At 74.2% G+C, this 14573-nt stretch carries 1 protein-coding gene; it reads left to right on the top strand.

Annotated elements, in window-relative coordinates; all coding sequences use genetic code 11:
* Positions 1–5: 5 nt before the first annotated feature.
* Positions 6–14573 carry a non-ribosomal peptide synthetase gene (locus tag J7I94_RS28155; protein ID WP_215171376.1) on the top strand — a complete coding sequence of 4856 codons (14568 nt, stop codon included), beginning with the start codon at positions 6–8 and terminating at the stop codon, positions 14571–14573.

The raw sequence follows: 14573 nt of genomic DNA, 5'->3' as shown, positions 1-14573 counted from the left end.
ACAGCATGATCCCGCTCTCGTTCGCGCAGCGCCGGCTGTGGTTCCTGGAACAGATGGGGGAGGGCGGCGTCGCCTACCACCTCCCGCTCCAGGTGCGGCTGAGCGGTGAGCTGGACCGCGCCGCGCTGCGGGCGGCCCTGACCGACCTGGTCGAGCGGCACGAGGCGCTGCGCACGGTCTTCCACGACCACGACGGCGAGCCGGAGCAGGTGATCCTGGAACCGGCGCAGGACATCGGGCTGCCGGTCGTGCCGGCCGGCGCCGGGGAACTGGAACGGCTCCTCGACGAGGCCGCGGCGCGGCCGTTCGACCTCGCGCGGGAGATCCCCCTGCGAGCCACCCTGTTCGCACTCGGCCCCGCCGAGCACGTGCTGCTGCTGGTCGTCCATCACATCGCGGGCGACGGCTGGTCGATGGCCCCCCTGGCCCGCGACATCGCCACCGCCTACACCGCCCGCAGGAACGGATCGGCGCCTGACTGGGAGCCGCTGCCGGTGCAGTACGCCGACTACGCGCTCTGGCAACGGGATCTCCTCAGCGACGAGGACGTCCCGTCGAGCCGCCTGTCCCGGCAGCTCACCCACTGGCGGACCGCGCTGGCCGGCCTGCCGGACCAACTGGCGCTGCCGTTCGACCGTCCGCGCGGTACCCGGTCGGCGCGCGAGGGCGGCTTCGTGCCGTTCGACGTCGACGCGGACACCCACCGCGGTCTCGCCGCGCTGGCCCGCGAGCGCGGGGCCAGCATGTTCATGGTGCTCCACGCGGGCCTCAGCGCTCTGCTGACCCGGCTCGGCGCCGGAGACGACATCCCGATCGGTGTCCCGGTCGCCGGACGCACCGAGGAAGCGCTGGAAGACCTGGTCGGGTTCTTCGTGAACACCCTGGTGGTGCGCGCCGACACCTCCGGCGACCCGGCCTTCGCCGACCTCGTCGGCCGGGTCCGCCGGTTCGCCCTGGGGGCCCTGAGCCACCAGGACGTGCCGTTCGAGCGGCTGGTGGAGGCGATCAACCCGCGGCGTTCGACGTCCCGTCACCCGCTGTTCCAGGTGCTGCTGGCCGTGCAGAACAACACGGCGGTGACGCCGAAGCTGCCGGGCCTGGCGGTCACGGCCGAGCAGCGGCAGCTCCCGGTGGCACGCTTCGATCTGGCGGTGCACATCCATGAGCGGTTCACCGACGCGGGCGAGCCCGCCGGACTGCGCTGCCGTCTGGACTTCCGGTCGGACCTGTTCGACCGTGCCACGGCCGAGGCGATCGCGACCCGGTTCACCCGGCTGCTCACCACGTTCGCGCTCCGCCCGGACCTGGCCCTCTCCAGGGCCGAGCTGACCGACGCCGCCGAACGCGACCTGGTGCTGCGCCAGTGGAACGGCGCCCCGCGCGACGTCCCCTTCGAAGGCGTCGTCGACCGCTTCCGCGCCCAGGCGGCGGCCACCCCCGACGCCGCGGCGGTGATCTGCGGCCCCGAGACGCTGACATACGCCCGACTGGACGCCCGGACCGACCGGCTCGCCGCGCTCCTGGCGGAGCGGGGTGCCGGACCGGAGCGGCTCGTGGCGGTGATGCTGCCCAGGACGGCCGACCTGGTCGCGGCACCGCTGGCAGCCCTGAAGTCCGGCGCGGCCTATGTCCCGGTCGACGCCGACTACCCCACCGAGCGCATCGCCTACCTGCTCGACGACTCCCGCCCGGCCGTCGTGGTCACCGTCGCCTCCCTCGCCGGCCGGCTGCCGCGGTCCTGCCCGCCGGTGCTGCTGCTCGACGACCCCGGCACCGCCCGCCGGCTCGCCGCCGACGAGCCGACGCCACCGCCCGCGTCGCCGCGACCGCAGCAGCTGGCCTACGTCATCTACACCTCGGGGTCGACCGGACGCCCCAAGGGCGTCGGCGTCCCGCACGCGGCGCTGGCCGCCTACGCCTCCTGGGCCGGCGCTGCCTACCCGGCCGCGGGCAGACCCAGCGCGACCGGCAGCACCCTGCTGCACGCGTCGATCTCCTTCGACGCCACCGTCACATCGATCTACCCGCCGCTGGTGGGCGGCGGCAGCGTCCGCGTCGGGGTGCTCGACCTCGCCGGGACCCAGCCCCAGGTAGTTCCCTCCCCACCGCGCTTCCTGAAGGCGACCCCCAGCCATCTGCCGATCCTCGACGAACTCCCGGCCGGCTTCTCGCCCTCGGACACCCTCATGCTCGGCGGCGAGGCGCTGTACGGCGAGGCCGTCAGCGCGTGGCGCTCGGCCCACCCCGAGGTGGAGCTGATCAACGCCTACGGTCCCACCGAGGTCACGGTCAACTGCGCGGAACACCGGATCCCCGCGGGCACCGAGCTCCCCGGCGGCCCCGTCCCGATCGGCCGGCCGTACTGGAACACCGGCATCTACGTCCTCGACGCATGGCTGCGCCCGGCACCCGTCGGCGTCCCCGGCGAGATGTACGTGTCGGGCCCCCTCCTCGCCCGCGGCTACCTGGGACGCGCCGGGCTGACCTCGGAGCGCTTCGTCGCCGACCCGTTCGGCCCGCCCGGAGAGCGGATGTACCGGACAGGAGACGTGGCGTACTGGCGGCCGGACGGGCAGCTCCAGTACGTCGGACGTGCCGACGCCCAGGTGAAGCTGCGCGGGTTCCGGATCGAACTCGGCGAGATCCAGGCGGTCCTGGCCGGCCAGCCCGGGGTACTGGCGGCCGTCGCGGTGCTGCGCGACGACCTGCCGGGCGGACCCGGCATCGTCGGGTACGTCGTGCCCGCGGCCGGCGCGGCACCGGACCCCGCCGGCATCCGGCGCGGGGCGGCCGAGGTGCTGCCCGAGTACATGGTCCCCACGGCCGTGGTGAGCCTGGACGCGATCCCGCTGACCTTCAGCGGGAAGCTGGACCGCGCGGCACTGCCGGCACCGGACCTGGCCGGCGGGCGCACCGGACGTGCCCCCCGCACGCCGCAGGAGGAGATCCTGTGCGCGGTCTTCGCGGAGCTGCTCGGCCTCGAACGGGTCGGCGCCGACGACGACTTCTTCCGCCTCGGCGGGCACTCCCTGCTGGCCACCCGCCTGGTCGGCCGGGTCCGCGTGGCCTTCGGCGTCGAGCTGCCGATCCGTGCCGTCTTCGAGACGGCCACGCCCGAGGGACTGGCCGCGCGGCTGGCCGGCGCCGGCCGCGCACGCACGGCCCTGCGCCGCGCCCAGGACCGTCCCGCGGCCGTCCCGCTGTCCTACGCGCAGCAGCGCATGTGGTTCCTGCAGGAGATGGACCCCGGAGCCTCCGCCTACAACGTCTCCCGGGTGATCCGGGTCCGCGGCGACCTCGACCGTGACGCGCTGACCACCGCGGTCCACGACCTCGTGTCGCGCCACGAGTCGCTGCGCACCCTGTTCGTCGAGGCCGACGGGATCCCGGCGCAGCGGATCGTCGAAGCGGCGGACGCCCGGCCGCTGGTCGAGTTCCTCCCCCTCGGCGAGGAGGCGTCGCGCACCGCTGCGGCCGAGATCGCCGGACGCGGCTTCGACCTGGCCGCCGACCTGCCGATCCGGGTCCACGTCTTCGAAGCCGCTCCGGCCGAGCACCTGCTGCTGCTGGTCATGCACCACATCGCGGGCGACGGCTGGTCGATGCTCCCCCTGTCACGTGACCTCGCGACGGCGTACGCGGCGCGCGTAGACGGACGGGCGCCCGACTGGCGTCCGCTGCCCGTGCAGTACAGCGACTACACACTGTGGCAGCGGGACCTGCTCGGGACGGAGGACGACCCCGACAGCCCCATAGCCCGGCAGACCGAGTTCTGGAAGCGGGCACTGGCCGGTGTGCCGCTGGACCTGGACCTGCCGGCCGACCGCACCCGGCCGGCCGTGCTGGGCTCCACCGCCGGCACGGTCGAGGTACGGGTCCCGGCTCAGCTGCACGGGCGCCTGCTCCACCTCGCCAGGGAACACGGGGTCAGCCTGTTCATGGTCCTCCAGGCCGCCGTCGCCTCCCTGATCACCCGGCTGGGCGGCGGCTGCGACATCCCGCTGGGCACACCGGTCGCCGGGCGCACCGACGCCGCTCTGGACGACCTCATCGGCTTCTTCGTCAACACCCTCGTGCTGCGGACGGACACCTCCGGCGACCCGACCGTCGCCGAACTGCTGGCCCGCGTCCGGGAGACGGACCTGGCCGCCTACGCTAACCAGGACGTGCCCTTCGAGCGGCTGGTGGAGGTGCTCAACCCGGTACGCTCGCTGGCCCGGCACCCGCTCTTCCAGGTCTTCCTGGCCCTGCAGAACAACGCGGCGGCCACGCTCGACTTCCCCGGCCTGGACGCCACGGTCGAGCCGGACGCCACGGTGTCCGCCAAGTTCGACCTCGCGTTCAACCTGCGCGAGCGGTTCGGGGAGGACGGCCGGCCGCTGGGCATCGGGGGAGCGGTCGAGTTCGCCGTCGACCTGTTCGAGACCGGGACCGTCGCGGAGATCGCGGACCGGCTCGTGGCCGTGCTGGAAGCGTTCGCCGCCGACCCGCAGGCCAGGATCGGCGCCCTCGACGTCCTGTCGGACTCCGAACGCGAGTGGCTGGCCGCCCGCGGCGCCTTCCCCGCTCCGCCGCGGCGCACCGTACTGGACCTCATCCGCGACCAGGTGCGGTCCCGGCCGCGGGCCGTCGCCGTCAAGGCGGGGCCGCGCGCCCTGACGTACCAGGAACTCGACGTGCGGTCCGACGCGGTCGCGGAGCGTCTCGCCGCTGCCGGGGCGGGGCCCGAGACCCCGGTCGGGGTGTTCCTGGAACGCTCGCCGGAACTCGTCGTCGCCGTCCTCGGCGTGCTCAAGGCGGGATGCGTCCACGTCCCGCTGCACGAGGCGTATCCGGCGGAGAGGCTCCGGTGGATCCTGGACGACGCGGGCGTCGGCCTGGTGCTGGCCGACGGTACCGGCGACGTCCACGACGTGGCCGGGGACCGGCAGGTCCTGCTCGTCACGCCGTCGGACCCGCCGGCCGGTCCGGCGGCCGTCCCGCCGCCCGGCGTCACGGACCCCGGGCAGCTGGCCTACGTGATGTACACCTCGGGATCGACGGGCACGCCGAAGGGCGTCGCGGTCCCGCACTCCGGGCTGCTCGCCCTCGTCGAGGACCCCGGCTGGCACAGCGGCCGGCACGAGCGGGTGCTGATGCACGCTCCCCACGCGTTCGACATCTCCGACTACGAACTGTGGGTCCCGCTCACCCAGGGCGGCTGTGTGGTCCTCGCACCCGGCGGCAGGCTCGGCACCGACGAACTGGCGCGGCTGATCGAAACCGAGCGGATCACCTCCGTCCACTTCACCGCCGGCCTGTTCCGGGTGGTCGCCGAGGAGGCGCCGGAATGCCTGGCCGGGGTGTCCGAGGTCCTGGCCGGCGGCGACGTGGTCCCGCCGTCCGCCGTCGAGAACCTGCTGCGCGCCTGCCCCGGCGTGGTCTTCCGGCAGCTCTACGGACCGACCGAGACCACCCTGTGCGCCGCGCAGTTCGAGGTCGGCGCGCCGTACACCGCCGGCAGCCGGCTGCCCCTCGGCCACGCACTCGCGGGTGCCCGGATCCATGTGCTCGACGAGCGGCTGAGCCCGGTCCCGCCGGGAGTGGTCGGCGAGATCTACATCGAGGGCACGGGCCTGGCGCGAGGCTACCTGTCCCGCCCCGGCCTGACCGCGGAACGGTTCGTCGCCTCGCCGTACGGCCCCGCCGGCACCCGGATGTACCGCACCGGCGACCTCGGCCGCTGGAACCACGCGCGGCAGCTGGAGTTCGCCGGCCGCGCCGACGACCAGGTCAAGGTGCGCGGCTTCCGGGTCGAACCGGGCGAGGTGGCCGCCGAACTGAGCCGTCACCCGGCGGTCGCCCAGGTCGAGGTGCTGGCCCGCGAGGACCACACCGGGCAGACCCGGCTCGTCGGATACGTGGTGCCGGACTGGGCCGCGCAGGAGGACCGGCTCGAGGAGGGCAAGCGCGCGCAGGTCGCCGAGTGGCGGCAGATCTACGACACGATGTACGGCGCCGCGCCGCAGGCCGCGTTCGGCAAGGACTTCTCCGGCTGGAACAGCAGCTACGACGGCGAGCCGATCCCCCTGGAGCAGATGACGGAGTGGCAGGCCGCCACGGTCGGGCGCATCAGGTCCCTGACGCCCCGGCGGGTGCTGGAGATCGGCGTCGGCAGCGGTCTGATCCTGTCGCAGCTCGCCGCCGGCCGCGAGGCGTACTGGGGCACCGACTTCTCCGCCGAGGCGATCGGGACACTGCGCCGCGAGGTCGCGGCCCGGCCGGAGCTGGCGGACGTGGTGCGGCTGCGGCAGCAGGGCGCCGACGACATGTCCGGCCTGCCCACGGGGTTCTTCGACACGGTGATCGTCAACTCCGTCGTCCAGTACTTCCCGAACGCCGAGTACCTGGAATCGGTGCTGCGCCAGGTGGTGGAACTGCTCGTTCCCGGCGGTGCGGTCTTCCTCGGCGACATCCGCCACCTGGGCCTGCTGAGGCCGTTCCACACCGCCGTGGAGGCCGCGGGCGCGACGGCCGGCGACGCCGCGGCACTGCGGCGTGCCGTCGACCGCCGGGTGGTGCGCGAGAAGGAACTCCTGGTCACTCCCGAGTACTTCCACACCCTCGGCGACGTCTTCCCGGACGTCGGCTGCGTGGACGTCCGCGTCAAGCGCGCGGAGTTCCACAACGAGCTGAGCCGGTACCGCTACGACGTCGTGCTGCACAAGAGGACCGTCACGCCGGTCGACGCCCGCCTGGTGCCATGGACCGAGGCGGGCGGTCTCGAAGGGACCGCCGCCCTGCTGGAGCGCGAACGGCCCACCGCGCTGCGCCTGGTCGGGGTGCCGAACCGCAGGGTCGCCCACGAGGCCGCCGCCGCACGTGTGCTGTGTGCCGGTGACAGCCTCGACGATGTCCGCGCGGCACTCGCGCGGCCGACGGGCGTCGACCCCGCCGAGGTCGAGAGGTTCGCCGCCGGACACGGCTACCGTACGGTCACCACCTGGTCCGCGACGGACGCCGACCACGGCGCGCTCGACCATCTCCTGCTGGACACCGGGACGTTCCCCGACGACATGCCGGTCCCGACCCGGCCGCCCCAGACCCCTTCGAGGACCCGGACCGGCCCGCTGATCAACAGCCCGGTGACGTTCCGCGAGTCCGGCGGACTCGGCCTGCTGCTCCGCGGCCACCTCTCCGGGCGGCTCCCCGACTACATGGTGCCGTCCATGTTCGTGGTCCTGGACGCCCTCCCGGTCACCGCGAACGGCAAGCTCGACCGGGCCGCGCTGCCCACGCCGGACTTCGCCGGCGAGGCCTCGGGCCGGGCTCCGGGCGACGCGTACGAGGAACAGCTGTGCACGCTGTTCGGGCAGGTCCTCGGGCTGCCGCGGGTCGGTGCCGACGACGACTTCTTCGCCCTCGGCGGCCACTCGCTGCTCGCCATCCGCCTGGTCAACTCGGTCCGTTCGGTCTTCGGCGCCGAACTCTCGGTACGGGCTGTCTTCGAGACGCCCCGCGTCAGTGACCTGGCCCGCGTGATCGCGTCCGCGGAGCGGGCCGGCCGGCCGCTGCTGACGGCGGCCGAACGCCCCGCGGTCGTCCCGCTGTCCCCGGCGCAGCGCCGTCTGTGGTTCCTGCACCGCCTCGAAGGACCGACCGGCGTCTACAACATCCCGATGGCGCTGCGCCTGACCGGATCGCTGGACCGGCCCGCTCTCGAGGCCGCGCTCCAGGACGTCGTCGCACGGCACGAGAGCCTGCGCACCGTCTTCCACGACAGCGACGGAGAACCGTGCCAGGTCGTCCTGGACGACGTGGCCGTCGAACTGCCGCCGGCGCGGGCCGCCGGAACCGATCTCGCCCGGGTGCTCGCCGAGGCCGCCGCCGAGGACTTCGACCTCGCACACCAGGTGCCGATCCGGGCCACCCTGTTCGAGACCGGTGCGGACGAGCACGTACTGCTCGTCGTGGTGCACCACATCGCGGCGGACGGCTGGTCGATGGCTCCGCTGGCCCGCGACCTGGTCACCGCGTACACGGCGCGGCTCGCCGGACGCGCCCCGGACTTCACCCCGCTGCCGGTGCAGTACGCCGACTACACCCTCTGGCAGCGGTCGCTGCTGGGCGCCGACGACGACCCGGCCGGCGAGCTCGCCCGGCAGACCGCCTACTGGGCCGAGACGCTGGCCGGGCTGCCCACCGAACTGGCGCTTCCGGCGGACCGCCCCCGGTCGGCGGCCGCCGGCCACGCCGGCGCGGTGACCACGTTCACCGTCCCCCGGGAACTGCACGCCGGACTCAGGGAACTCGCGGGCCGCCACAACGTCAGCCTCTACATGGTGGTCCAGGCCGCACTGGCCGCGGTGCTGACCCGGCTCGGTGCCGGAACCGACATCCCCCTCGGCGGCCCGATCGCCGGGCGCGGCGACGCGGCCCTGAACGACCTGGTCGGCTTCTTCGTCAACACCCTGGTCCACCGCGTCGACACCGGCGGGGACCCGGCCTTCGCCGACCTCCTGGAGCGGGTCCGTCGCAACAGCCTGGCCGCTTACGCGAACCAGGACGTGCCGTTCGAGCGGCTCGTGGAGGTGTTGAACCCGCCGCGGTCGATGGGGCGTCACCCGCTGTTCCAGGTGATGCTCACCCTGCAGAACAACGTCGAGCCGGACCTCGCGCTGCCCGGCCTGGTCGCCGAGGCCCTCGAGGTCCGCCCGGACCGGGCCAAGTTCGACCTCGACATCGAGCTGCGCGAACGGCTGACGCCGGACAGGGCGCCCGACGGGATGCGGGGCAGGGTGGTCTTCCGCACCCATCTGTTCGACCCGGAGAGCGTCGGGCGCCTGACCGGCCGGCTGGTGCGTTTCCTGGCGGCCGTGGCACGGGACCAGCAGGTCCGCATCGGGGCCGTCGACATCCTGGAACCGGGGGAGCGGGAGAGGCTCCTGCACCACGGGAACGCCCTGCCGGCCCCGTCGGCCGGCCCCGCCACCGCTCCCGGCGGGGACCCGGTCGCCCTGTTCGAGGCCCGCGTCGCCGAGCGGCCCGAGGCCGTGGCGGTGGTGTGCCAGGGAGCCGAGTGGAGTTACGCCCGGCTGGACGCCGAGGCGAACCGGCTGGCACGCAGGCTCGTGCGCCTCGGCGCGGGACCGGAGCGGTTCGTGGCGGTCGCCGTGCCTCGCTCCGCGGAGACGATCGCCGTGCTGCTCGCGGTGCTGAAGTCCGGAGCGGCCTACCTGCCCGTCGACCCGGGCTACCCGGCGGCGCGCAACGCGTACGTGCTCGCGGACGTGTCACCGGTCCTGCTCGTGACGACGTCCGACGTCGCCGCACTCCTGCCGGAGGCCCCCGGCGTGACCAGGCTCGTACTGGACGACCCCGAGGAACGCGGCACGGTCGACGCCCTCTCCCCGGACCGCCTCGGCGACGCCGGGCAGCACCCGGACCGAGCCGCCTACGTCATCCACACGTCGGGCTCCACGGGCCGGCCCAAGGGCGTCGTGGTCTCCCGGCGCAGCATGGCCGCCCTGGTCGCCTGGGCGGTGGCCGCCTTCGGGCGCGACGGCCTGGCCCGGGTGCTCGCCGCGACCTCGCTCAGCTTCGACGTCTCGGTCTTCGAGATCTTCGCCCCGCTCGCCGCGGGCGGCAGCGTCGAGGTGGCGCGGGACCTGCTGGCGGTCGCGGACCGGCCGTTCACCGGAAGCCTGGCGAGCGGTGTGCCGTCGGTCGTCTCGGTGCTGCTGCGGCAGGCCGCGGCGGAACCGGTGCCGGCCACGGACGAGCCGGTACTGGCGGTGGACCGAATGGTGCTGGCGGGCGAGGCGCTGACCGAGGAGGTCGTGGAGCAGATCCGGCGCTCCGTCCCGGGCTGCGCCGTGGCGAACATCTACGGCCCCACCGAGGCCACGGTCTACTCGACCGCCTGGTACGCGGACGGCGGCGCCGGCCGGCCGCTGATCGGCCGCCCGCTGACCCACACCCGGGTGTACGTCCTCGACGACCGTCTGCAGCCGGTGCCGGCCGGGGTCCCCGGAGAGCTCTACATCGCCGGCTCCGGCGTGGCCCGCGGCTACCTCGGCCGGCCCGCGCTGAGCGCCGAGCGCTTCGTCGCCGACCCGTTCGGCGAGCCGGGGAGCCGCATGTACCGCACCGCCGATCTGGTGCGGTGGACCACCGACGGGCAGATCGACTACCTGGGGCGCGTGGACGACCAGGTGAAGATCCGCGGGTTCCGCGTCGAACCGGGCGAGGTCGAGACCGCGCTGCGCCGCATGCCGGGCGTGGCCGAGGCGGCCGCCGCGGTGCGTGGCACGGCCGGCGGCGACCAGCGGCTGGTCGGTTACGTGGTCCCCGCCCCGGACGCCTCGGTGGACACCGCGCGGCTGCGCCGCGACCTGGCCTCGGTGCTGCCCGGCCACATGGTGCCGGGCGTGATCGTGACCATGGGGTCGCTGCCGCTTACGTCCAGCGGCAAACTCGACCGCAAGGCGCTGCCCGCACCGGACCCCGGGTCCGGCGAGCGCTCCCGTCGCGAGCCCCGCACCCCACTGGAGGAGCAACTGTGCGCGGTCTTCGCCGAGCTCGCCGGTGCCGGCGCGGTCGGCGTGGACGAGAGCTTCTTCGACATCGGCGGCCACTCGCTGATGGCGGTGAAGCTCACCAACCGGATCAGGGCCCGGTACGGCGTCGACCTGCCGCTGCGGACCGTCTTCGAAGCACCGACCGTCGAGGAACTGGCCGTCCGCATCGGCGAGTCGGACCACACGAGCGTGCCGCTGGCGCCGATGCCGCGCCCGCGGACCGTCCCGCTGTCGTTCGCTCAGCGCCGCCTGTGGTTCCTGAACCGTCTGGAGGGGCCGTCCGCCACCTACAACGTGCCGGTCGCCGTCCGGCTGTCGGGTGCCCTCGACCGTACGGCGCTCGCGGCCGCGGTCCGCGACGTGATCCGGCGGCACGAGAGCCTGCGGACCGTCTTCCCGGAGAGTGAGGGCGAGCCGCGGCAGGTCGTGGCCGAGACCTGGCCGGACCTGGACGTCGTGGACCACGGCGGTGCCGACGACGCCACGCTGGAGCGGGAGTTGACCACCCTCGCCGCCCGCGGCTTCGACCTGGCCCGGGAGATCCCGGTCCGCGTGACCCTGATCGTCCGGGAGCCCGACGAGCACGTGCTGCTGTTCGTGTTCCACCACGTCGCGACGGACGGCGGGTCCACCGAGGTGCTGCTGCGCGATCTGTCGACCGCCTACCGCGCCAGGACGAACGGCGGTGAACCCCCGTTCCCGCCGTTGCCGGTGCAGTACGCCGACTTCGCGATCTGGCAGCGCGACCGCCTCGGCACCGAGACCGACGAGAACAGCCCCCTGACGCGCCAACTGGCGTTCTGGCGCGACGAACTGGCCGGGCTGCCCGCCGAGCTCACGCTCCCGGTGGACCGCCCCCGGCCGGCGGTGCCCAGACACCGGGGCGGCGCGGTCCGCTTCGACGTGGACGCCACGACGCACCGGCGGCTCACGGAGCTGGCGGGCACCTTCGGTGCCAGCACGTTCATGGTGATGAACGCGGCGGTCGCGGCGTTGCTCGTCCGCCTCGGCGCGGGTGCCGACATCCCCCTGGGGACACCGGTCTCCGGGCGGACCGACGAGGCGCTGGACGACCTGGTGGGCTTCTTCGCCGGCACGCTGGTGCTGCGCCTCGACGCGCACGGCGATCCCGGCTTCGGCGAGCTGGTCGAGCGGGCGCGCAAGACGGCGCTGACCGCCTACGCCCACCAGGACGTGCCCTTCGAGACGCTGGTCGAGGCGCTCAACCCCGAGCGGGCCCCGGCCCGTCACCCGCTCTTCCAGGTGATGATCGCGCTGCGCAACGGCTCGGCGGCGCTCCCCGCACTGGCCGGTATCCGGGCCGAGGCCCACGAGGTCGAGGTGCCCGCCGCCAAGTTCGACCTCGAGTTCGATCTGGTCGAGGAGCGCGACGCCACCGGGGCCCGGGGGATGCGCGGTGTGCTCCGGTACAGCAGCGACCTGTTCGACCGCTCCACGGCCGAGGGCATGGCCGAGCGGTTCGTCGGACTGCTGCGGCACGTCGCAGTCCGGCCCGAGGCGCCGATCAGCTCGGCCGACATCCTGCTGCCGGGCGAGGACGCGCTGCTGGAGACCCTGCGGTCCGGGACGGCCGGTCCCCGGCCGGCGGTGTTCCCCGACCTGTTCGAGGCACAGGTGCGGCGCACTCCGCACCGTACCGCGCTGGTCTGCGGCGACGACGAGATCAGCTACACCGAGCTGAACCGGCGTGCGAACCGGCTGGCCCGGTACCTCGTCGCGGCCGGCGCCGGCCCCGAGGGCCTGGTGGCGCTGCGCCTGCCACGGTCCGTGGAGCAGGTCGTGGCGACACTGGCGGTGCTGAAGTCCGGTGCCGCCTTCCTCCCGGTCGATCCGGCATACCCCGCCGAGCGCGTCCGGCTCGTGCTCGACGACGCCCGGCCGGACCTGGTCGTGGACCCGGACCTGCTCGGTGACCCGGAGACGGCCGCCCGGATCGCCCGGGAGTCCGGCACCGACCTGGCCCCCGGCGACCGGCTCGCGGCCCTGGCACCCGGTCACCCGGCCTATGTCATCCACACCTCCGGCTCGACGGGCCGCCCCAACGGCGTCGTCGTGACGCACGCGGGCATCGCCGGGCTCGCCGGGAGCCAGATCGCCAGGTTCGTGGTGGACGAACGCAGCAGGGTCCTGCAGTTCGCGTCACCGAGCTTCGACGCCGCCTTCTCCGAACTGTGCATGGCCCTGCTCGCCGGCGCCGCGCTCGTGGTGGCCCCGCAGGAGGAACTGATGCCGGGCGCCCCGCTGGCACAACTGCTCGCAGCGCGTTCCGTCAGCCATCTGACCCTCCCCCCGGCCGCCCTGCCGCTGATGTCCGACGACAGCCTGGCGGCCCTGACCACCCTGGCCGTCGCGGGCGACGCGCTGCCCCGCGACGCCGTTCGCCGGCTGGCCGGCCGGGTCCGCCTGCTCAACGCGTACGGACCCACCGAGACCACGGTCTGCGCCACCATGAGCGAGCCGCTGGACCCGGACGGGCCTGCCACGATCGGCACGGGCGTCGACGGGGTGGGGCTGCGTGTCCTCGACCCCTCGCTGCGCCCGGTCCCGACCGGTGTTCCGGGGGAGCTGTACGTCAGCGGCCCGGCACTCGCCCGCGGTTACCTGGGCCGGCCGGCCCTGACCGCGTCGCGGTTCGTCGCCGACCCGTACGGCACGGCGGGGACGCGGATGTACCGCACCGGAGACCTCGTACGCCATGACGGCGACGGCCGGCTGCACTTCCTCGGGCGGTCCGACGACCAGGTCAAGGTGCGGGGGTTCCGGGTCGAGCCCGGCCACGTGGAGGCCGAACTGGCCGCGCTGCCCGGCGTCGCCCAGGCGGCCGCCGTCGTCCGGGACGACCGGCTGCTGGCCTACGTGGTGCCCGAGCCCGGCGCCGTTCCCGACCCGTCGGCGCTGAGGCGGCAGCTCGCCTCGACGCTGCCGGCCTATCTCGTGCCCACCGCGATCGTCGTCCTGGAGGCCCTTCCGCTGTCCCCGAACGGCAAACTCGACCGCACGGCCCTGCCGGCGCCCGACCTCGGCACGGCCGGCGGGCGCGAGCCGCGGGACGAGCGGGAGAAGGCGCTGTGCGGGGTGTTCGCCGAGGTGCTGGGGGTGCCGGAGGTCTCGGTCGAGGACGACTTCTTCGAACTCGGCGGCCATTCCCTGCTCGCGGCCAAGCTGCTCAGCCGGCTGCGTTCGGTCCTCGGCGTCGAGGTGGGCCTGCGGCAGCTGTTCGAGGCGCCCACGCCGGCCCGGCTCGCCGCGACGACCGACCAGGTGCGCGGTGCCGGTGGAGACTTCGAGGCGCTGCATCCCCTCCGGTCGGGCGGCGGCCTGCCGCCGCTGTTCTGCGTGCATCCGGCGGGCGGCCTGGCCTGGTCGTTCTCCGGACTCACGGCGCACATCCCGGCCGACCGTCCGGTCCTCGGTCTGCAATCGCGGGCCGTCGCCGACCCTCCGGCCCACGGTCCGGACAGCATCGGTGAGATGGCGGAGGACCACCTCGCCAGGATGCTGGAGGTGTGCCCCGACGGTCCGTACCACCTCGTCGGCTGGTCGGTCGGGGGCCTGATCGCCCATGAGATCGCCGTGCGGCTGGAGCGCCGGGGCAAGCGGGTCGGCCTGCTCGCCGTCCTGGACGCCTACCCGCTTCACGACGTCGGGGAACTGCCGTCGGGATCGCCCGGCCAGGCGGTGCGCAGGGAGATGGCGGGCTCCTCGGACGCCGAGTGGCCGGCCGGCCTCGCGGAGCGCCTGACACGGGCCTACGAACGCAACACCAGGGCGGCCGCGCACTTCACCCCCGGCGTCTTCCACGGAACGCTGCTGCTCTTCCGTGCCACCCGGAAGCCGGAAGGCCACGGCCTGACGGCGCGGCTGTGGCATCCGCACGTGGCGGGAAGCGTCGAGGAGCACCTCGTCCACTGCGGCCACGAGGACATGACCCGGCCCGAGTCCCTGGCCGCCATCGGTCCGGTCCTGGCCGCCCGCCTCGCCGAACTCGGATGA

This window comes from Streptomyces sp. ISL-12 (assembly GCF_018614415.1).
In the GTDB taxonomy this organism is placed as follows: Bacteria; Actinomycetota; Actinomycetes; order Streptomycetales; family Streptomycetaceae; genus Streptomyces.
Note: the sequence above shows the minus strand (reverse complement) of the source record. Positions and strands in the feature narration are given on the sequence as shown.

Excerpts from the sequence above, each read along its gene's own strand:
- J7I94_RS28155 (WP_215171376.1), top strand. The coding sequence starts at position 6 with ATGATCCCGCTCTCGTTCGCGCAGCGCCGGCTGTGGTTCCTGGAACAG.